Source organism: Bacteroides sp. HF-4919, assembly GCF_018860125.1.
On record NZ_JAHKNF010000014.1, the window covers coordinates 110119 to 133078 of the forward strand.

The 22960-nt window shown below is 42.3% G+C and carries 17 protein-coding genes; 5 read left to right on the forward strand and 12 right to left on the reverse strand.

Annotated features, from left to right (window positions below):
- Window positions 1–68 precede the first annotated feature (68 nt).
- From KO473_RS20205 to KO473_RS20240, 8 genes are all read right to left on the reverse strand, one after another.
- Window positions 69–1232: a phosphatidylinositol-4-phosphate 5-kinase gene (locus tag KO473_RS20205; RefSeq protein ID WP_005777650.1), complete on the reverse strand. Its 1164-nt coding sequence runs from the start codon at window positions 1230–1232 to the stop codon at window positions 69–71.
- 50 nt (window positions 1233–1282) lie between these two features.
- Window positions 1283–2569, reverse strand: a complete 1287-nt coding sequence (locus tag KO473_RS20210; protein WP_122130628.1) for a pitrilysin family protein — start codon at window positions 2567–2569, stop codon at window positions 1283–1285.
- On the reverse strand, window positions 2566–3324 hold the full coding sequence (gene kdsB / locus KO473_RS20215; protein ID WP_005777647.1) for a 3-deoxy-manno-octulosonate cytidylyltransferase: 759 nt from the start codon (window positions 3322–3324) through the stop codon (window positions 2566–2568). Before kdsB ends, KO473_RS20210 begins: the two co-directional genes overlap by 4 nt.
- 29 nt (window positions 3325–3353) lie before the next feature.
- Window positions 3354–3722: a 2-amino-4-hydroxy-6-hydroxymethyldihydropteridine diphosphokinase gene (locus KO473_RS20220; RefSeq protein ID WP_005805998.1), complete on the reverse strand. Its 369-nt coding sequence runs from the start codon at window positions 3720–3722 to the stop codon at window positions 3354–3356.
- Window positions 3723–3733: 11 nt separating this feature from the next.
- Window positions 3734–6067, reverse strand: a complete 2334-nt coding sequence (locus KO473_RS20225; protein WP_122130629.1) for a transglycosylase domain-containing protein — start codon at window positions 6065–6067, stop codon at window positions 3734–3736.
- Window positions 6068–6276: 209 nt separating this feature from the next.
- Window positions 6277–6744 carry an HU family DNA-binding protein gene (locus KO473_RS20230; RefSeq protein WP_005805993.1) on the reverse strand — a complete coding sequence of 156 codons (468 nt, stop codon included), beginning with the start codon at window positions 6742–6744 and terminating at the stop codon, window positions 6277–6279.
- A gap of 214 nt (window positions 6745–6958) precedes the next feature.
- On the reverse strand, window positions 6959–7672 hold the full coding sequence (locus KO473_RS20235) for a hypothetical protein (RefSeq protein WP_005805991.1): 714 nt from the start codon (window positions 7670–7672) through the stop codon (window positions 6959–6961).
- 862 nt (window positions 7673–8534) lie between these two features.
- A complete protein-coding gene (locus KO473_RS20240; RefSeq protein ID WP_122130635.1) occupies window positions 8535–9026 on the reverse strand; it encodes a PepSY-like domain-containing protein in 492 nt (163 codons plus the stop codon).
- Window positions 9027–9364: 338 nt separating this feature from the next.
- Here KO473_RS20240 and KO473_RS20245 point away from each other — a divergent pair, with 338 nt between their 5' ends.
- The 3 genes from KO473_RS20245 to KO473_RS20255 all read left to right on the forward strand — a co-directional run bounded on the left by KO473_RS20245 (window position 9365) and on the right by KO473_RS20255 (window position 15900).
- A complete protein-coding gene (locus KO473_RS20245) occupies window positions 9365–12634 on the forward strand; it encodes a TonB-dependent receptor (protein WP_122130630.1) in 3270 nt (1089 codons plus the stop codon).
- 16 nt (window positions 12635–12650) lie between these two features.
- The gene (locus KO473_RS20250) at window positions 12651–14735 is read left to right on the forward strand and encodes a RagB/SusD family nutrient uptake outer membrane protein (RefSeq protein WP_032537480.1); all 2085 of its coding nucleotides are present in this window, start codon (window positions 12651–12653) and stop codon (window positions 14733–14735) included.
- Between the two features lie 214 nt (window positions 14736–14949).
- Window positions 14950–15900: a Dyp-type peroxidase gene (locus KO473_RS20255; RefSeq protein ID WP_005820193.1), complete on the forward strand. Its 951-nt coding sequence runs from the start codon at window positions 14950–14952 to the stop codon at window positions 15898–15900.
- A gap of 3 nt (window positions 15901–15903) precedes the next feature.
- Here the strand turns inward: KO473_RS20255 and KO473_RS20260 are convergent, their stop codons facing one another.
- Together KO473_RS20260 and KO473_RS20265 are read right to left on the reverse strand one after the other, a co-directional pair.
- On the reverse strand, window positions 15904–18075 hold the full coding sequence (locus KO473_RS20260) for a fimbrial protein (RefSeq protein WP_005820191.1): 2172 nt from the start codon (window positions 18073–18075) through the stop codon (window positions 15904–15906).
- A 179-nt stretch (window positions 18076–18254) separates the two neighbouring features.
- A complete protein-coding gene (locus tag KO473_RS20265) occupies window positions 18255–19211 on the reverse strand; it encodes a hypothetical protein (RefSeq protein ID WP_005820189.1) in 957 nt (318 codons plus the stop codon).
- Window positions 19212–19452: 241 nt separating this feature from the next.
- Here KO473_RS20265 and KO473_RS20270 point away from each other — a divergent pair, with 241 nt between their 5' ends.
- Window positions 19453–20832, forward strand: a complete 1380-nt coding sequence (locus KO473_RS20270; protein WP_005820186.1) for an Mfa1 family fimbria major subunit — start codon at window positions 19453–19455, stop codon at window positions 20830–20832.
- Between the two features lie 23 nt (window positions 20833–20855).
- A complete protein-coding gene (locus tag KO473_RS20275) occupies window positions 20856–21773 on the forward strand; it encodes a FimB/Mfa2 family fimbrial subunit (RefSeq protein WP_005820184.1) in 918 nt (305 codons plus the stop codon).
- On the opposite strand, the gene KO473_RS20280 is transcribed toward KO473_RS20275, so the two are convergent.
- Window positions 21774–22394 carry a lysine exporter LysO family protein gene (locus tag KO473_RS20280; RefSeq protein ID WP_005777622.1) on the reverse strand — a complete coding sequence of 207 codons (621 nt, stop codon included), beginning with the start codon at window positions 22392–22394 and terminating at the stop codon, window positions 21774–21776.
- Window positions 22391–22669 (reverse strand): LysO family transporter, encoded by a 279-nt coding sequence (locus KO473_RS20285; RefSeq protein WP_005777620.1) that lies wholly within the window; start codon window positions 22667–22669, stop codon window positions 22391–22393. Before KO473_RS20285 ends, KO473_RS20280 begins: the two co-directional genes overlap by 4 nt.
- Window positions 22670–22960: the final 291 nt, after the last annotated feature.

Consider the following 22960-nt stretch of genomic DNA (forward strand, 5'->3'; position numbering starts at 1 on the left):
AAAGGACAATAAAAAAACGTAGAACTTTCAGTTCTACGTTTTTTTATTTATGCTTATCTCTGCTCTGTCTATTGTTCCAGTCGTCCGAATTTGTAAGTTCCTTTACGGATTACTTTTCCGGTACTATCTGTTTCTACAAACGGTCCATTTTTCTTACCTTGCTTGAAGAAGCCTTCATAACGATTCCCGTTTTTATCTTCTTCCACTCCATTACCTTCCTGCAATCCGTTCACAAATCCACCTTTATATTTGGTACCGTTTGTCAAAGTAAGAGTACCTTTACCATTGGGCTGGTTATTCTTCCATTCTCCCTCGTACACATCCCCGTTGCTCCATTTATAGGTTCCATGTCCGTTACGCTTGTTATCTTTCCATTCACCTTCATATACGGCACCGTTAGCCCAGGTAAACGTACCTTCACCATCCTGCATGCCATCTTTGAAGTTACCTACATATTTGTCACCATTAGCATGATAATATATACCGGAACCGGTACGTTCGCCCTGCAGATATGAACCTTCATAGCGGTCGCCTCCCAGAAAGAAGATACCTTTTCCATGTTGCAAGTCGTCCTTCCAGTCACCCACATATTTTTCACCGTTTGTATATTCAAAGGTTCCTTTACCTTCACGGACATCATTTTTCCAGTCACCGTCATATCTACAACCGTCATTCCATTCCAATACGCCTTTACCGTCTTTTTTATCATTTTTCCAGTCGCCCACGTATTTGGAACCGTCTCTCCAAGTGTATGTTCCTTTACCTTCACGTTTGTCGTTCACCCAGTCACCCACATATACGTCTCCATTATGGTAATACATCGTTCCCGGCCCGTGCTGATAATCCTGAAACCACATACCGTCATAACGGTTATTGTTCATAAAATAGTAGATCCCGTTGCCATGTTGCTGGTCCTGGTACCACTGTCCTTCATACCGTTCACCGTCTGGGAAAGTATAAACTCCGAATCCCTCACGCTTACCTTTTACGTACTCCCCTTCGTAAACGTCGCCATTCTTAAAAACAGTCTTACCTTTACCGTTTGGCTTACGTCCCTTCATTTCTCCGGTATATACGGAGCCATCCTTAAACGTGTAGTTTCCTATTTTAATTTCAGTAGAGAAGGTGTCCCGCACTTTGCTGAAGAATCCACCTTTATTTTGTGCGACAGCACTCCCTTGCGAAAGAGCCGCTAAAATGAGTGCTGTATAGATGTATCTTGTTGTTTTCATTTGGCAAATATACAATTTATACACTAAAGCTGCTTTCTTTTGACGCTTTTTTATGCTAACTTTTTACCTGCAATGACCTCTTTTAAATTCTCTTTGCACAAATAACGACCTGCTAACTCCCGTATTTCTTCCGGCGTAACCTCCTTCACAGCTTGTAGCGAGCGGGCAAAATAAGCATCATCCAAACCGGAAGTAAGGATAAACATCCAAGCGTCAGCCAGTGAGAAAGGTGATTCATAATTCCGGCACATCTCTCCAAGCATATAGTTACGTACCATGGCCAGCTCCTCCGGTGCCACCCGGTCATTCTGCAATTTATCGATCTCCTTGTAAACTTCCTGTATCAACGGTTCTACATATTCATTCGCTGTCTCCGTGCTGATGCCAAGCAGGCCACTACCCGGATAGAACATGATCCCGGCAGAAATTCCATAGGTATATCCTTTATCTTCACGAATATTCGACATCAATCTACTGCCGAAATACCCCCCGAACAGAGTGATCAACACCCGTAGTTTCAGATAATCGGGATGTGTTCGCAAGATAGTTGTAGTTCCCAATTTCACCGCACTCTGCATTGCATCTTCTCTTTCCGTGAAAATACGCTTCTCCGGGACCGCAACAAACGGATATTCTTTCTTAACCAGCCTTTGCTGATGATTGCCAAACGGAACCATACCGAATGCAACTTCTATACGGCGGGTAATTTCGTCCGTTACTTTACCGGAAAGGTAAATATAGCAATTTCCCGAATGATAATACGTATTATAAAACTCACGCAATAAGTCCGGAGTTATGTTATGATAGTCTGTCTCCTCCACATAGCGTCCGCATGGATGTTCTTCACCATAAAGTGCCCTCAGTAGACTCCTGTGTGCCAGAAAATCCACTTTTGACGTATTAACCAAATACTGCTGAATATTGGCATCTATTACCGTATTCAGCTCTTTTTCCGGAAAAAGCGGCTCTTTGATAATCGATTCAAGCACATCGAGCGTTTCGGCAAAATACTTATTCAGTGAGTACAGTGTGACATATGCATATTCCGCCGAACTGGACAGTTCGAGCCATGCCCCGTAATAATCCAGCCTTTCAGCAATCTCTGCTGCGGTATATTTCCGGGAGCCTTCACGCAACATACGGTTCGCAAACAATGCCTGTAGTTTTTTCGACTGTTGCCAACGTCCGCCACCAAACAAAATGTCAACGCGTACCACATCCTGTTCGCCGGCATTGATAACCGTCAACGGTACTCCGTTCGGCATTACCGTACGTTCCGGAGGAAGGATGTTGAACTGAACTAATTCCTGAATTTCGGGTTGAAGTGTCCGGTTCATAATAAATTATTTTTCTGTAAAAACTTCTCTGCCTCTTCCAGGTCCTGAGGTGTATCGATCCCGATTGTCTCTACTTCACTGATTCCGACTTTAATGGTATACCCGTTTTCCAGCCAGCGAAGTTGTTCCAATGATTCAGCCAGCTCCAACGAAGACTGTGGGAGTGAAGTTATCTCTTTCAGTACTTCTGTTCTGTATGCATATAGTCCGATATGTTTATAATAAGTGTGATTTTTCAACCAATCTTTTTTATCCGCGTTACGTTGGTACGGGATCACAGACCGGCTGAAATACAATGCATTCATGTTTTTATTCAGTACTACCTTCGGAGAATTCACATTTTCCAGCACGGCAAGCTCGTCATCTGCCGGAAAGGGTTTCACTAAAGTAGCAATCTGTGTAGACACATCTTCAAAGCAGGCTTTTACAGCTTTCAGCTGCGAAGGCTGAATAAAAGGTTCATCTCCCTGTATGTTAACCACTACATCAAAGTCCCCGCCTATCTTTGTACAAGCTTCATAACAGCGGTCTGTTCCACTTTTATGGTTAACAGAAGTCATTATTACCTTGCCGCCAAATGCTTTTACAGCAGCTTCGATCCGTTCGTCATCCGTGGCTACATAGGCATCATCAAGCACACCGGCCACTTGTTCATATACACGTTGTATCACCGTTTTTCCTCCCAGCATAGCCAATGGTTTTGCCGGGAAGCGGGTAGAAGCATAACGTGCGGGAATTATTCCTAAAAATTTCATATTTCTTATATTTAGTTGCGAGCCATAGGCTACTTCAGTTCTTCAAGTCCTTTGAGAATATAGTCTCTTTTCAAGTCTTCCGGTTTCAATACCCGGTTATCAAAAACGAGTAAGTCGATATCCAGACAAACCTTTTCCCTCTTTTTGTCTTCCTTCTCTCTTCCAGCCTCCTTTTCGATTGTTTTCAACTCTTTCACCACCCGTTCGGCGTCCGCATCAGTATAGAAGCGAGCCACTTGGTTAGAGAACAACGCCGGATTACGAAAGAATAACGGCCTTGTTTCCTGCTCACCCGTAAAGCGGATGGAGGGAAACAGAGCCGTCAGCCTCCTACGGGCAAGAAGGAGATTCTCCTTCCGGTTATAATTGCTTCCTATACAAATCAGACAGGAGTGCATCACTGACTACGTTAATTGAATAAATCGTCCAGTCCCGATGCCGGTTCATCTATGATGCTGTCTCCCGAAATACTGAAATCTTTGCATGGATCAAATCCGTCAGGCAGTTTAAAAGTCTCTTTCGGATCATATCCCAATGTCTGGTCTGCAAACACCTTATGCATGTATTTTGTCCAAATAGGTAATGCCAGCGCAGCCCCTTGCCCATCTCTCATCAAGTCGAAATGGATATCACGTTCTTCACCGCCTACCCAGCATCCGGATACCAGCGAAGGAGTGAATCCCATAAACCATCCGTCCGAGTTGCGGTTAGTCGTTCCGGTCTTACCACCCATATCGGCTGTTATTCCATACCTGCGGACACGTCCTCCTGTACCTTCATTGATTACGGCACGCAGCATTACCAGCATCTTATAAGCACTCGATGCACTGATAACCTCTTCCATCTGTGGCGAGAAGGTGGCCAATATATTACCTTCGCTATCCTCTATTTTAGTCACAAACAATGGAGCCACCCGGATTCCTTTATTGGCAAATGCCGTATATGCACTTACCATCTCTCCCACCGAAATTTCACACGGACCGAGGCAGAGAGATACTGTAGGTTGAATGTCTTTATTGCGTACACCGAAAGTGTGGATCAAACGTGCCAGAGCATACGGATTCAGCTTACTCATCAGATATGCCGAAATCCAGTTATTTGAGTTTGCAAGTCCCCATTTCAAAGTCACCATTTCACCATAATGTCCTTTTGAAGTGTTTTTGGGTGACCAAGGTTTTCCATTTTCATCAATTAGAGTGATTTCTACATTACGTGTCTCATCACAAGGTGAGAATCCGTTTTCCATAGCCAATGCATACAGATACGGTTTAATGGTAGATCCCACTTGACGACGTCCCACCATTGCCATGTCATATTGAAAATAAGTATAGTTCGGACCACCTACATACGCCTTCACTTGTCCGTTTATCGGGTCCATCGACATAAATCCGACACGCAGGAAGTGTTTATAATAACGGATGGAATCCATTGGAGTCATAATGGTATCTTTTTCACCATGCCATGTAAAGACTGACATCGGCTCCGGTTTGTCGAATGCCTTCTTGATCTCCGATTCCGAAGCTCCGGCTGCTTTCATACTCTGATAACGACTGGTCTGTTTTACAGCTCTGTCCAGGATGCGGTCAATTTCCTCTTGAGTCAGTTGATTACTGTATGGTGCCTTTTTGCGTCCTTTTTTCTCTTTAAAGAACAGAGGTTGCAAATGCTCCCCAATATGTTCTTCTACTGCTTCCTCGGCATAGCGCTGCATGTGTGAGTTGATAGTTGTATAAATTTTCAGCCCGTCCGTATAGATGTTATAGTTTGAACCGTCCTTTTTCTTATTCTTCTCACACCAACCATACAACGGATTCATTTCCCAGTCGATCGAATCTTCATAAAACTTCTGCATTTGCCAGCCACGATAATTACTGCGGACCGGTTTAGAAGCAGTCATCACACCACGTAGATACTCGCGGAAATAAGTTGCCAATCCTTCTTTGTGATCCACCCGGTGATATACCAATTCCAACGGCAGATTCTGCAATGAATCACACTCTTCCGCTGTGATATATCCGGCCTTTCTCATTTGATCCAGCACCGTATTCCGTCGTCCGCGCGAACGCTCGTTGAAGCGCACCGGATTGTAAAGCGAAGGATTTTTACACATACCAATCAGCGTAGCAGCCTGTTCTATTTTCAGATCTTTGGGCTCGCATCCGAAATAGGTATATGAAGCCGTTTTAATTCCCACTGCATTGTTCAGAAAGTCGAACTTATTGAGATACATACTCAGAATTTCCTCTTTGGTGTAATATCGCTCCAATTTCACAGCAATCACCCACTCTATCGGTTTCTGAAACAGACGTTGCAGAGTGTTTTTGGCAACTTCATCTGTGAACAGCTGCTTGGCAAGTTGCTGCGAGAGCGTACTACCTCCACCTGCGTTTTTCTGCATCAATAATCCACGTTTCACTACAGCGCGTATCAGTGCCTTGGCATCAATACCCGAATGTTCGGCAAAGCGTACATCTTCCGTTGCTATCAGTGCATTGATGATGTTAGGTGAAAGTTCATTATATGAGGTATATACACGATTCTCCTTACTAAGCGACCATGTTCCTAAAACCTTACCGTCCTCCGAAAGAATTTCGGTGGCAAACTTGTAATTTGGATTTTCCAATTCTTCCACAGGAGGCATATATCCAATCCATCCATAAGCGATAGAAGCAAATACTGCAATTCCTGCCAGCACCATCAGTGCAAAGAAAATCCAAAGGCCTTTTACTATCTTCTTAACCATTTTATTCCGTAGTTTTATTCGAAGTTGCAAAGATAATCATTCCCTTCCATCTGACAAGCGTTCCCTTCCATGTTTGCACACAAAAAAGCCTAAGCGAAGTAAAAAAAGGCTCCCGGCCGTCCCGTTTCTTCGGGAATCGGCCGGAAGCCATACACACATCCTGTTTTCTATTCGTCTGTTACAGGATCATTACCTCTCCGCCAGCCGTTTTATGCCGTCGGATCATCTACGATACCTCCGTCTCCTCCATCAGTTGTCCCTTTCAGGTAATCGTCCAGACTGATCAGGTCCAGTTTTTCACCCGCACGGGTAGCCGTTTTGGTAATTTTCAACTCTTTGTTAGCCTGAAAATAGATACGTACAGCCTCTACACTTTTGGCCGTGATGTCTTCTTTCTTTTCGGCACCTTTCGACTTGGCTGCGAGCATAAACACCCCCAATCCTTCAATGTTTACCGCTTTTCCTTCCAGCAGCTGCTCTTTCAGCTTTTCTACAAAATTCTGAATCGTACTCTTAATGTCACCTACCGAAAGTGATGAACGGTCCTGGATTTTCTGTGCTATAAACTTCAGGTTTACCGACCGCCCCAATGTAATGAGTTGCGGATAATACCTCTTCGGAGAATTCTCAACGCGCGGATCTGACGGGCGTTGCACTGTTTTAAAAATTACACTCATACTACGTTTCTTTTTAAAGATTTAAATTTCATTTTTATAGTCTCGTTTCGTTGATCAACAGTGCAAATATCCGGTTTTCCCTGAAGAGTACCAAGCAAAACAGCCCCTCACGGAGTGTTTTTCAGGATTATGATATAACTCGCTTATTATCAACTGATCTCACGACTACATTACAGAATAGCTTTATTTTCTTTACTCTGCCTTTAATCTCATATTATTTCTGTCGCCAATATGGATGCAAAGCTGTTGCAATATTAAAATCTGATACATTAAATTCATAATCCCAATCAAGTCGAGTCCATAAACCTGAGTTTTCTCCAATGATAAATACTACACTATCACACAAGACAGCTTCAAATTCATATGGATGCCGCCCGATCTGAAAGTTTAGAATTATAAACCGAACTGGGGACTTGTCTTGCTTTGGAATCACAACAGAAGTGCATTGGAAAATCGATTTAGCTTGCCGACCGATAGACCTGTTGTTTTTGCTCATCACTTCAATGGCTTTCTTTGCGTTTCTTGATACCGCCTTTGGATTGTAAACTGGGCCATATTGAGGCTTGATATCAGCAAATAATAAATCCATTTGCCTTGATAACTTCGTAAGTCCCTCGATAATCATTTCTTTCATGTTCGTTGGGCTGATTTTACAAAAGTCTTCCCATGTGGCAAGTTGTTTTTCAGTGGGAAAATTTTCATTCCCGACGTCAAACCACGCAACAAAATCTCCATTCAAAGAATCTATGTTGATTGGATGTTTGGTTTCATATAATCCTAGGTCTCCAATTCTCCAAAATTGGGAATTGAAACCTGATATGTTATTTACTATTTGTTGAAGGCAAGAGAACTGATGTTGTTCGCCTTGCTTTAAGGCATCAACAGTTTTTATTCGTTTCTTTTGTAATAGATCAATAATATCTTTCATTTTATTCTTTAAGTTGATAATGTCCACTGGCTATCTAACTACGCAATTTGTTCGATACGACTCTTTTGGCATACTATCACATGTGGAACAAATGATATTTTCACACATAGAGTCATTCCTTCCGAGATTTACAACATCAGCTTATGGACTTCATCATAATTCTAATATCTAATAAATTAATTATCAGAAATTTACATACATATTATCCAACCGTACATAATCATCCTCTAAAAATACGGTTTTGTCTAATTACTCACAAAGGAATCTGTTATTTTTTTCCTCTATCCTATAAAATAGTATTTCATGACAGTTGTTACTCCAATCGTCATATTATTATGATTCGTAATAGTAATCATCTTACCAAGATACCCTTTCATAGATGCAGACAATTTTGTAAAATGTAAGTTAGACAACAAAATAATATTCTAAAAATCAAAAAGATATAGTTCCTACAAAGAGAATTATCGGAAGGAGGTAAGACTGATTACCTGAAAAGGGTGTAGCCATCCAAGGTGAAAGGTGTAGCCATAACGATCGGATGGCTACACCCAAACAACAGTTGGGCTACACCTTTCTTAAATGCAATTTTAGAGAAAAGCTAAAGAATAATTGCGTCCGGGAATGAATTGTACGAGCATAAGAAGATAACGATACAAAATCTGAGGATGATTCTGAAACCATGGCACAATAAAAAAGAAATCTCAATGAACAATCGCATGGAGAAAAGGAATGATCTTCATAGATTAGTCACCACAGATTCACAAATTACACAGAGAAAAAAGAAATCAATAGATGTGATTTGAATATCTGCGTAATTTGTTTAGCTGTGGTGAAAAGAGTAGCTGGTATTATGTAGCAAACTCTATTTAAACAGTCCGGGATAAATCTCCCCTCCTGTTTCGCTTACATTAAGAGTCTGTAAGAGTTTACCGTCCGGAGAATAAAACAACTGAAATTCCGAATCAGTGTCATATTCCTCCACTTCGATTATGATGACCGCCGGCTGCTTGGGAAAAGTGATGATTCTTACATCTTCCAATTGCATGGACGCCATCGTACTTTGCATAAAGACCTTTGCCACAACAGGAGGAACAGCCTCCAAAGATTCGACATCGGTCTCTGTCATCAACCATTTACCTTTATCACTGAACCAGACGTTTAGCTCCCGCCCTTTCACCCTGATATCGGCAATGTGATAATCTCCTTTTCGTTCCCAATCGACCGTGGTCACTTTAGGATACATTTTCTGAAAGGCTTCCTGCACTTTATCGGGAGGAGGAAAACCGGCTGAAAAAACAGTGCTGGAAATGAATAACAACATTGCCATCAACAAAAGGGGGTTAAGCTTCTTTATCATTTGGGTTTCTATTAATTTAAGTTTGATACAACAACAACGTCAAGCGGATTTTGTTTGTGGATTTATTCCACAAAATTGTGGTGAATTCCACATTTACATCCCCGTATTATACTTCATTAGTGCCTTATGCCATCTTTTCACATCTGGCATAATCTTTGTCTACTTCATCAATTAGTTTCTTTTCAGAGAAACCGGAATAATTGTATCACTTAAAAGAAAAATTATGAAAAAGTAGAAGAAAACAAAAACTAACAAGACTTCGATTCCGAGATGAGGACGGAGTTGCAAAAGAAGTAAAAAACTGAAAAACATGTTTAACTCAAACCTATTAATTTATGACGAAAAAAAGTAACCTATCCTTAAGGTTTACAAGAGTATGGGAAAAACACTGCCTGAAAACAGTAGTTGCTACTTTGTTGCTGTGGTGCGCACAGTCGGCACAAGCGACGACCGATACTTACAAAACACAAGCGACTGCCAGTATACAACAACAAACCGTGAAAGCCACCGGTGTAATCATCGACAACACGGGTGAACCACTTATCGGAGTTTCCGTAAAAGTGCAGGGCACCAATACGGGAACCATCACCGACTTGGACGGAAAGTTCTCTATTGACACTCCCAAAGGAGCTATCCTCGAGTTTTCATTTATCGGTTACAAAACTGTCACAACGGAAGTGACCGGAAAGGAACTCCATATCACCATGCAGGAAGATTCAAAGCAACTGGATGAAGTGGTAGTTGTGGGCTATGGTTCACAAAAGAAAGTAAACGTTACCGGATCTGTAAGTATGGTCAATGCGGACGTCCTGGAGTCGCGCCCCGTACAGAATGTGTCACAGGCACTGCAAGGAGTTATTCCGGGACTGAATATGTCCGTGGGCAGTAGCGGTGGTACACTGGATGGCGAACTAAACGTAAACATCCGAGGAGCAGGTACGATAAGCGATGGTTCGAGCAGTAGTCCGTTGGTACTGATCGATGGAATCGAAGGAGACATGAATACAGTCAACCCGAATGATATTGAATCGGTATCTGTACTGAAGGATGCAGCTTCTTCATCGATCTATGGTGCGCGTGCGGCATTCGGGGTCATCCTGATCACTACGAAGAGTGGTAAAAGTGGCAAAACACGTGTAAACTATTCGGGTAATGTACGTTTCTCGGATGCCATTCAGTTGCCTGACATGGTGGATTCTTACACCTTTGCGCAGTATTTTAACCGGGCTTCGACCAATGGTGGAGAATCTCCTACCTTTGACGAAAAAGCATTGCAAAATATTCTGGACTTCCAAAACGGAAAATTTACCGACCCTTCTACTCCCGAATATTATGGGGTGGAAGCCGGACCGGACGGCAAATGGAAAAGCTATGCAGGATCTTTTGCCAATACAGACTGGTTTAAAGAGTTTTACAAAAGCTGGACACCCTCTACGGAACACAACCTCAGTATCAGTGGAGGAACAGAGAAGCTGACTTATATGATCAGCGGTAGTTTCCTGAATCAGAATGGCCTTATCAAGCACGGCGAAGATAACTTCAACCGTTATACGATGAATGCTAAAATCTCGGCAAAACCTGCGGAGTGGGTCACGTTAAACTACACGAGCAAATGGACACGTGAAGACTATGACCGCCCTACCTACATGACAGGCGCATTTTTTCATAACATTGCCCGCCGTTGGCCGACCTGTGCTCCAATGGATCCAAACGGCCATTACATGCCCAATATGGAAATCATTCAGTTGGAAGAGGGTGGTGTGCAAACCAGCCAGAAAAACTGGTATACCAATCAGTTGCAAGCCATCTTCGAGCCCCTCAAAGACTGGCGAATCGTAGTAGAGGGAAGTATGCGTACGTATACGCGAAAACAACATTGGGCCGTATTACCGATCTATGGATATGACGTAAATAATAAACCCTATTTATTGTCATGGAATGGTGGAGCAGCAGGATATTCGGAGGTTCAGGACGAGCGTGAAGATGAAGACTACTTCTCCGGTAACATTTACAGTGACTATGCAAAAACAATCGGTGATCATTATTTTAAAGTGATGGGCGGTTTCAATGCCGAACTCTTCCGGCCAAGTGGAATGACCGGGTTTGGGACCGATCTGATCAGCTCGAATGTTCCCTCCTTAGGACTGACACAGGACAATCAGAAAGCAAATGCATGGGCACGCGAAAGAGCGATTGCCGGTTTCTTCGGACGTGTGAACTATAACTATAAAGAACGATATATGTTAGAAGCCAATCTGCGTTATGACGGTTCTTCACGGTTTGTTGGCGATAAGCGCTGGGGGTTGTTTCCTTCATTCTCCGCTGGATGGAATATCGCACGCGAAGATTTCTTCCGCCCGCTGGCCGGTCTTATCGGCACGCTGAAGTTGAGAGGTTCTTGGGGACAACTTGGTAACAACAATACGGATAAGGCCAATGCTTGGTACCCGTTTTACCAGAATATGATTACAGGAGCCTCCAATTCGGGATGGCTGATTGACGGTAAAAAACAAAACACTGCTCAACTTCCGGGTATCGTCAATTCACTGATGACATGGGAAACCATTGAATCGTGGGATCTCGGTCTGGATTTTGGTTTACTCAATAATCGCCTGACAGGATCGATCGGTTATTATAACCGTTATACATACGATATGATTGGCCCTGCTCCTATATTACCCCCTGTACTGGGAGCTCTGCCTCCTCAAGTGAACAACTGCGACATGAAGTCATACGGTTGGGAGTTGGAACTCTCTTGGAGAGATCGCATCAGCGAATTTGATTATAGTGCGCGATTCGTTTTATCTGACGGGAAGCGTAAGATATTGAAATATCCGAATCCTACGAACTCACTCTCTTCGGATGTATACTATAATGGACAAATATTGGGTGACATCTGGGGATATAAAACGATCGGTATTGCACAAACCCAAGAAGAAATGAATGCACATTTGGCCAATGGAGGTACCCCAAACTGGGGAACGAACTGGGGAGCCGGTGATGTTATGTATGCCAATCTTGATGGAAAAGAAGGGGTTAACAATGGTTCGAATACTCTGGAAGATCATGGTGACCTGACAATTATAGGTAACAACACTCCAAGATATAATTTCGGCTTGACACTGACCGGAGCATGGAAAGGATTCGATTTCTCAGTATTCCTGCAGGGGGTGATGAAAAGGGATTACTGGTTGGACGGTCCGTACTTCTGGGGAGCAAATGGCGGATTATGGCAATCAACTGCATTCAAAGAGCACATGGACTATTGGCGTCCGGAAGGTGATCCTCTCGGTGCAAATACCAATGCTTACTACCCTAAACCCTATTTTAATACGGATAAAAACCAGAAAGTACAAAGCGGATATCTACAGAATGCCGCATATTGCCGTCTGAAGAATGCCCAGATTGGCTACACTCTGCCCAAAACATGGACCCGGAAAGCAGCAATGGAATCGGTACGTGTTTATGTGTCCGGAGACAATCTGCTGACCTTCTCGGGAATCAGCGGAGTATTTGATCCGGAATTATTGGGTAGCGACTGGGGAGACGGTAAGCTCTATCCTTTGCAGAGAACGATTTCTATCGGCTTAAATGTTAACTTCTAATTTTACCAGACAAATGATGAAACTAAAACTGAAACATATCTGTTTCTGCTCGTTAATCGGAATGGGCGGACTGGCACTGACTTCATGCAACGACTTCCTGGACCGTTCGCCAATCAGTGATATCACTCCGGAAGATTACTTCAACACAGTAGATCAAGTGGGAAGCTATGTTATCAATTACTATGACGACTACCTTGAAAATTCAAATACAACCAAGATGTATCACCAAAGGGCATGGAACTCCGGAGTGGTAAGAAATGATGCTAACACCGACAATTTATTGAGTGATGATGGAAACCTTGATTATTTTGCGGGAAACAAACAGGTGCCCGAAGGGAAAAATATTCAGGAACCTCTGAACCGCATTCGTGTGTGGAATTATCTCTTTGAACAAGTACTGCCGAAAGAGAAAGAGGGTACGATTCCCGGAGATGCAGAATTGTTGAAGCAGTATATCGGAGAGGCTTATTTCTTCCGTGCCCTGGCGTATTATAACGCGTTGGTACGTTTTGGCGATTATCCCATCATTACCGAAGTATTGCCGGACGACTCCGAAACACTGATCAAGAAAAGTCAGCGCGCACCACGCAATGAAGTGGCACGCTTCATTCTAAAAGATCTTGACGAAGCTATCAGTCGCCTGAAAGAACGTGGTTTCCAGAATAACCAGCGTATTAACAAACAGGCTGCATTGGTGCTGAAATCAAGAGTTGCACTGTTCGAAGCAACCTTCGAGAAATATCATCAGGGAACGGGGCGCGTACCGGGTGATCCAACATGGCCCGGAGCCGTAATGAGCTATAACAGTGGAAAAACATTCGATATAGCAGGAGAAATAAACTTCTTCCTGACGGAAGCAATGCAAGCAGCGGCAGCAGTTGCCGATCATGTTCAACTGGCAGAAAACTCGCATGTAATGAATCCTCCATACAATACACTTTATGGGTGGAATCCTTATTTCGAAATGTTCAGTCAGCCGGATCTTTCGAATGTGGAAGAAGTACTGCTGTGGAAACAATATAACCTGTCACTTACCGTATCACATTGTGTAGGTGCACGCCTTAAAAACGGAGACCGCACCGGACTGACACGTTCACTGATCAAAACATTTCTGATGAAAGACGGTATGCCTATCTATGCAAACAACAAGGCTATCGATGACAGAACGGTTTCTGATGAAAAGAAAGACCGCGACGAGCGCTTGCAACTGTTTGTGTGGGGAGAAAAAGATGCATGGATGACAGACGAAAGGGCAGATACAGTGAAGAATTACAATAAGGACCAGGCAGGAAACATGGTGACGAATCCGGTACCTGTACCTTGGGTAAAATCTACCGTAATCAGTGATCAGGAACAGACACGTGATATCACCGGTTATCGTTCCCGTAAGTTCTATCCGTATGATGACGAACAAAGCAGATCGGACGAATTGCTGGGGACCAATGCCTGTCCTATTTTCCGTGCTTCCGAAGCATATCTTAACTACATAGAGGCTTGTTATGAGAAGAATGGTTCGTTAGACAGTAAGGCACAGGACTACTGGAAAGCCATTCGCAGACGTGCCGGTGTCGATGAAGACTATCAGAAGACGATCAATAGTACGGATCTGAGCCGCGAAGACGACCTCGGAGTTTACTCGGGAGACCGAATGGTAGATGCGACGCTTTACAATATTCGCCGTGAACGCCGCTGCGAATTTATCGCCGAGGGCATGCGCTGGGATGACCTGAAGAGATGGCGCTCTTGGGACCGGTTATTTACACAACCGTATATTGTAGAAGGCATCAACTTCTGGGATGAAGCCTATAAACTCTACACAACCACGGATAAAGACGGAAATGAAAAGTCTGCTGTAGTAGCCGATGGCAGCACATCTGCCAACATGTCGCCGAAATCGGACGGGAAATACGTACGACCACTGCGAAGGACACAAACGAATAATCAACTTTATGACGGATATACCTGGAAAAAAGCTTATTATCTGGAACCACTCGGACTACAGGATTTGCAATTGTCGGCCACCAATCCGGAAGACATCAATACATCCATGATGTATCAGAATCCATATTGGCCTGTCGGTACAGGAAAAGCGCTTGAGTAATGTCGCCAAATACGTAAAACCGTAATATAACAAAGTTCACCACAGAGTTTATACAAGGTATGTTTGCCGATGTATCCTGTGGTGAACAAAATCAAACCTCCGAATGAACCTAAGCCAAGTCTTTTAAGTTATATGATATATAGAAAAGAATAAAATCTGATTTGATCAGATCAGACCGACTACAATAAACAACAACTTTAAAATATAGGAAAGTATGAATGTACATGAAGAATTATTCGGTGGAAATATACCACAAGATGTAACTGAGAAACAAGGCGAAAACGCTATTTTTATTGTTTATGGACTGAAGCAATCGGACGATGCAATCAAGCAAGTAAAAGATGTATGTGCTAATTTCTCCGCCCTGATACGCAGTATGCGTAACCGTTTTCCTGATATGCAATTTAGCTGCACGATGGGGTTTGGTGCCGATGCCTGGAGCAGACTTTTTCCGGAGTTGAACAAACCTAAAGAGTTAAGTACCTTTGAAGAGATAAAAGGAGATAAATATATAGCTGTATCTACCCCGGGCGACTTGTTAGTGCACATCCGGGCTAAACAGATGGGTCTCTGTTTTGAATTTGCCTCTATAATTGACGAAAAACTCAAAGGTGTGGCAGAATCCATCGATGAAACACACGGGTTCAGATATATGGACGGAAAAGCGATCATCGGTTTCGTAGACGGTACGGAGAATCCAGCCGTAGATGAAAACCCTTATCATTTTGCGGTTGTCGGTGACGAAGACCCGCAATTCGCAGGAGGCAGTTACGTTTTTGTGCAGAAATATATCCATGACATGGTAGCGTGGAACTCGCTTCCGGTCGAAGCACAAGAAAAGGTGATTGGCCGCCGCAAATATAATGATGTGGAATTGTCGGACGAAGAGAAGCCGCAAAATGCCCACAATGCTGTAACCAATATCGGTGACGATTTGAAAATCGTACGTGCCAATATGCCGTTTGCCAACACTTCTAAAGGAGAATATGGAACATACTTTATCGGCTATGCCAGCACCTTCAGTACTACCCGCAAAATGTTGGAGAACATGTTTATTGGTGACCCTGTGGGGAACACCGATCGTTTGTTGGACTTCAGTACTCCGGTAACAGGCACATTGTTTTTTGTACCTTCGTACGATTTGCTTGCTACACTCGGAGAATAGTAATCACTCTCCATACAGTACAGTCTCCGCTATCCAGGCAAAAACATTGGCTATCAGTTTGGAGGCATCATTATTAATGGTCCCATCATCATTATTTATACGATTATTAGTGGTCCCTCCTGTACCTGTTCCCGAGTTGCCTATATCCGTATCGCCCCAATAGACTATTCTTCTTGAGTAGTCTATGCCTAAAACAATTCCTCCTGAAGATCCCATCAATATAGGAGTGATGCCTTTAGAAGCATCGGTATTAAGCAATATCTCACCATGAAAAGAATCGTAATTGCGTAAGGAAAAACCAGTGCTGACAGGAGTATATGAACCACTGGTAAAAGGACCGGTGCTAGTAAAATAACGATTACTGTCTACCGGGTTTGCCAAAGGAAATGCTCCGGTATTACTTCTGATAAAAGAAATGCCACTATTTCCACCCAATATCTCTTTTAATAAATTCTGGCTGACATCACTGGCATCATAAGAAACAATCAATACACGGTTCTTTTTAGCCTTCACCCAATTGTGCGCTTTCTGGGCATCCGAGATCCCGAATAAAGAATTGCTCATATAATGGACATAAACGACATCAAAAGCCGCGAAAAGAGCATCTGTCAGATTATTATTGCTCGCACTCACGCCAATCAGATTATATCCTCCGCATTCAACTGTTCCGGCCGGACCGAAATTATTTTGATTATTGAGTATTCCGCGAAGACCGGTTGCGCGCGCCTCTGCATTGCCAGAGCCAATTATATTCGTTCCTAAATATCCCAAACCGGCATTGAATGTTAAAAGATCAATTGTTTTGTAGGCAGCTACATCATATCTCTGCTGTATATTCACTAAAATACGCCAGCGATGGGCTGTAATCACAAAGTTTTGAGTACAACGGATATTGCTTGCCGAATTGTTCTGCAGAGCTGTAATCACCAGTTGACTCCCATTCTGTGTTTTTTCTACTTTAAAGAATTCATTTGCCAATGACTGGTCGGCGGTTCCTTGGGGAGTTCCTGCCGCGTCGGCCCATTGTAAAGTATAATCCGGAAGATCGGTATTCACACTGATGATTCCTGCCGAACCGGCTTTGTTCTTGAGGATGATCTCTCGCGAAGACACCCCAAAATGATGTTCTCCATCGAAACTCATGTCAATGGTATAATCATCCCATGCCTGTACTTCGGCTACGATATGGGCGGAACGATTATTCGCCGCTTCGTCCGGACTACCCCACCCCGGACCTGAAACCTTCTTTATATTGAAAATATACTTATGATTACGAAGTACTTGCCCGAAAGCATTTTCAACATTATCGGGATCAAAATCCATACGGTAGTAACCCGGTTGATCACTTCCTTCATAATAACCCTCCACAACAATACAGGTTGCCTGACTAACCCGATTGTCCGGGGCTGGTGAATCGGCCTCAGGCAAGTAGAGTTGGGCTGAAAATTCATTCAGGTTCTCAGCAGATACAGGATACAGGACACTGTTTACATTTCCGGTACTTCCGGCAGGTACGCTCGGAAGCGTAACCCTGACGACTCCGGTTTCATCGGGTATTATCTGCAAGTGGTCATTGGCACGATATGCTTTTACCCCTGACAACTTAAAGTTTGCCACTTCCGTAGCTTTCACGTCTACCCGGGCAATGGAACGTAACATCTTTATTCCGGTAATATTATTTATAACCGTTGCTTCTAATCCTCCGGGCAATTCATACTCCCCATACATTGGAAAATCGGAAGTGATATTGTTGAACCGGAGATTGATGTTCTTTTTCACCAAATCTTCGCTATCATCCACCGAAGGCTCATTGGCTATTACCGCATCGGTAGCATTGGCTAATATGAGTAATTTTAAAGGCGAACTGCTTGATTTTAATAAAGCTTTAAAAGAAGCAGCAGATGAAGTGTTGTTGATGGATATGCCGGGTACACGGTACTTATATTTACCTTCTTCAAACACTAACACTTGAATCTCACTGATTTTAGACTCATGATCGGTCGTCGCAAATGTTCCTCGCGTCCGGGCATATGTAGTGGAGGCCGGTATGGTTATCACTAACCTTACCGATACATCCTCTGTATTATTTCTATCTGCATCTCCGGGCACTTCCATACTGTCGGTACACGACATATATAAAAGGCCGGTTATCAGAATTACCATTAATTTTTTCATTAGGGTTTAGGTTTATTTTCTCAGATACAAAGATGGACTTTTTCAGGAAGGAATCCGTGGCGTTTAATGAATGGTGTAAACAAAGATTTTTCTATTATCACATCTCACATGAATTTATTGTCCAATTATGCAACAATCGGAAATGTGTGTAAAGACGTGTATCCATTTTCGAAACTTCATTATAAACTTTTCACCAGTTCTTGTTGCCGGTTAAAGAAATGGATTCGCTGAACCTCGCCACTCTGCGAAATCAAAGTTGAATACTTCTTTAATGACTGTATCCATAGCTTCAAATGCTGAAATAGAAAATCATCTTTCGAAGTTATGGAATTAATGGAAAAGACCCCTATCAGGCATTGATGGTAAATATCTGTTTCTACATAACTATATGTAGACTCAAAATTGATATCGGATATATATATTTTCACATCTTTTCCGGATGAATATTTTCCCTGAGCTGAGATTTTCTCCAATTCATTCAGCAATATAAATAATTCCTTCTTTATTTTTTTTACACTGTCTTCTGATATCAGATTGATATTTAAGAAAAACTTGACCTCATTGACCAATCTGATAAATATCTCTTTATCCCATATATAATTGGTTGTCTGGAATAGCTGGGACAGATTTACAAATTCTTTTTGCTTGTCAATCAATTTTTCCGGAATCTCCAAATCTTCATAATGTCTGCCTGCATATGTACTTTCATGCTGGTAAATCCATTTGAAAAGCTGGAATTTGGATAAGGCTTCATACTTTAAATACAGGGTTTGCGGAACGGTATTTGAGGAGGTGCTTCTTTCCGAACTTTCCCGTTCAATCAATTGACCGAACAACTTTATATACGAATCGATAATAGAATAATAGGTCTCCGCAGGGCGTTGGCATTGCAACATATTCAGATTAACGATAGCGTTGTCATTCAAATCGGCCCCTACTATTTTATCAAGAGAGATGCCCATGTGTTGAGATATGGTGGCAACTTCGGCAAAAGTGAACGGTACTTCACCTCGCAACCGCCTGTAAGTAGCTTCTTTGCCAAGGTAAAGAATGTCCATCAGCGCATTTGCAAGATTGTTCCCCTTGGGTAAGTATATTTTCATTGCATCTATTAAATCTGTATTTATATTACGCATAATCATTGTTTTTATATTTTTATCTGTAAACAAGTAGTCTGTAACTTTTGTTTCGCCTATCGAAACGAACAATCCCTTTGATGACGGTGCGTTGCATTATCAGAGCTTTCTTTTTCAGGGGTTGCTTCAATAGACACTTTTTGTTTATAAATACATTTTTAAAGTCACAAATCGTTGCTGTCTGGAAGGTATATTTGTTATCTGAAAAAAAACGTAGTATATCCACCTAAATAAAAAGATAATGAAAACAAGTAAAATCTTTATGACTACACTGGTTGCATTGACTATGACTGCATGCAGCAATGACAATGATTGGGTTGACCAGCCCAGCAATCCGGACGTAATTGCCCCGGATGCATATGCCTCTTTTTCCATCAGCATTCCCCACGCATCGAAGACACGTGCAGTATCTACAGATCCGGGAATTGCAGCGGAAAGCACAGTGAAATCCCTACATGTGTTTATTTATGACGCAGAATCTCCCAATACACCTACTGTAGCTGAATTTACGGTCGCAGGAGGTACGCTCACACAGAAACCAACCGGGAGTTCTACCTGGGTAACCAGCCAACCGGTCAGCACCAAAAAGACGGATAAATATATTTTTGCGGGAGTAAACCTTAATGCAGAAATAGTGAACTATATTACTTCTAACGGATTGGGTGCATTCAGCTATAAAGATTTCACACAAGAAATAACAAAATTGGCGGATCAAACAAATGGATTTGTCATGTTCAATAGTGCTTATCCGACCCTTACGCCTGCTGCTGATTTATATGAGAAGAAAAGTGAAGCCGAAAACAATCACATAACCATTTCTGTGAATCGCGTCACTGCAAAAGCGGCGGTGTTCCAATCACAGAGCTTTGTGGTGAACGGAGGCGGAACGATGACAGATCTGAAGTTCGGCTGGAGAAACCTGAATAAAAAATTCTACTTTATTCAGGATAACAGGGACGCTCTCATCAAAGACTATAACTGGGCTAATTATACCGCAGAAGATTTTACGAGGGGAACAGATGCCATCAACGTTTATGCTTCGGCTGATGTGCCTACCTCTTTTTCCTATGCTACGGAAAATGCATTCCAGTATATTTCGGGTACATCCAATGTGGATGCAGCAACTTTTATCAGTGTCAGTGGGGTATTTACACCCAATAACATCATATCTGCCAAAATAAATCCCCCCGTAGTTGCGGCTGATTTTGAAATCATCGTCAATCCGAAACCGGCGGATAAAACATTCTTTGTCGTGCGGACTGCAGATGGTGTTGCCAATTACTTTATAGATGGACCTACGGCAGAAAAGTTTGCGGAGCTATGTGCCGCAAATACTCCGCAAATGCCATCTATCAATGGGAACTACCTATTATCGGAGAATACGTATAGCAACGGATTGTGTTACTATCATATTTTTGTTAACGGTGACGCAGTCACACCACAGGCTCCTTATAATATCTACAGAAACCAATATTTCAAGATCAACATCAATTCTGTACAAGCACCTGGAAATCCTTCGGACAACTTTGACAGAGGAGAACCAATCAAACCTAATTCATGGATTGGGGTCGACATCCAGATTATTCCTTGGGAGGTGATTGAAGAAGATCACGATTTATAACCAGCTAATTAATGCCCCACAGAATGTTTACCTGCAAGATAGAAGCCGGATTCAGAGTATTCATATTCATTATATTGCCTTTCGTACTCACGAATTGCATCCGGGAAGATATGTCCGGATGTCCCCAAGATGATGGAGGGCTGGCCCTCAAATTCAGCTATGACACAAATGCAGACTCAAGGCAGAGCACTGCGCAAGGTGTCGATCGATTGGCTGTTTTCATATTCGATGAAAAAGGACTTTTTATCTCTCAGGTAAACGATTCTATGACTTCAATCAATGACAATTATGTCATGGAGCTGCCTTACAAACAGGGCAGTTACCAATTTGTAGCATGGGGTGGCTATGATAAAAGTACTTATCAAACTTCTGAATGTGTGCCGGGGAAAACTTATATCGATGATTTCTTTCTATCTGTAAAACGTCAGGAGGACAACCGGGTAACCAATCAGCCCAAACTGCTCTATCACGGTATGCACGATATAGTGGAGCTTAACAGTAAAGAAAAAACAATCGTATTGATAAACTTGAAACAAATGACGAATCATATCCGGGTCATTGCTCATAATTTGAATCAAGACAGAAGTGACAACATTTATATAGAGGATAATAACGGTAAGTATGGATATGATTCACAATTCTCCGATGATGACCGGATAACCTATATTCCCATTTATGAAGCATCATCGGGACAATCAGATCCGCTGATTGCCGACTTCAATGTAATGAGGCTGGAAAAAGATAGAGAACCCCGGCTGCGAATTGCTGACAAAACAGGTACAATCCGCTATGATGAGAATCTTATTGGTAAACTTATAGGCGGAAATCCCAATATTGATTTTGAACATAACCATGATTTCACCATTGAAATATCCTTCGATAACTACATCCCGGTCATTATCAAGATTAATGGCTGGGAGATAGTTAATGAAGAAATATGACTATAAACTGCAGAACAATGAAACAAAGAAAGGTACACTCATATCAATGAGGATTCCGTGAAAGATGGCAACAGGTATCATGTCCTTCCCCGAATAGTGAGTAATGGACGGCAACAATACATCCATTGAATTTACACCGGCAGCAGAAATAGGGGCCAGTTTCCCAAAATATTTCCTGATCAGTGGTGCGCCCAGCAATGCCATCATTTCGCGGAAAATATTGGCCAGCAAAGCAATTGTACCAAGTTCCGTTGCCAACTGTAATCCTACGGAAGCCTCCTTGAACTGAGTAATCAAGATGGATGAAAGGGAATAATATGCAAATCCGCTTCCCACTGCCATACAATCGAATACACTCCACTGACTCAGTAATAAACTGGCAAAAGCTGAAAAAAGAAGGGTTCCGACAATGGTAGCTATCGGCACTAAAAGCATATTGGGACGTAGGCTTTTGATCAGAAATTTCAGATTCTTATTGCTTCCGATACTGATGCCAACCTGCAACATCAATGCATAAAGTATGTACATAGAAAGATTGTGCATGTCAAACTGGAAATCATTGAAAATTCCGACCAGACAACCTATACAGAAAAATGCGACAACAATCAGACTGCCTTTCATGATTTTCCTCCTTTCTTGAAAAATAGGCGTAATACGAGAAAAGAAGCCAACATGCTGCCCAAGATACTTGAAGTAGCCAACACAATGGCTTGCCATCCGAATTTACCCAGATTATTTACGATTAAACTATTGGAGCCTATCGAAAGGCCCAGCACGAAAAGTAGCAGGAATATCGTAAGCGAAGTACTCTTTTCTACTTTCTCCAGAAATTTCAGGTTACGCAGCAAATAACCGATGCCAATACCTAAAAACATGATAGATATAATGGAAAACATACTCGTATATTTTAAAAAGTTACACAATGCACTTCCTGGCAACTTTTATGTATAAGCTGCCGGACATATCCTCCCTTTCACCTTATATTAATAAGGGAACGAAAAGAGATAAATCAAACTACAAAACAGGGAGTAATTCAGATAAATCCGCTAAACCAATGTACATGCACAATGCAGTGTCCGTACAGAATCTTATTTTCTCGCACGGCATTGTGTATGCTATATGTAGTAAACAATTGGTTCATATTATTCATTAATTACAGTGCAAAGGTAATACTATTGCGCATATTT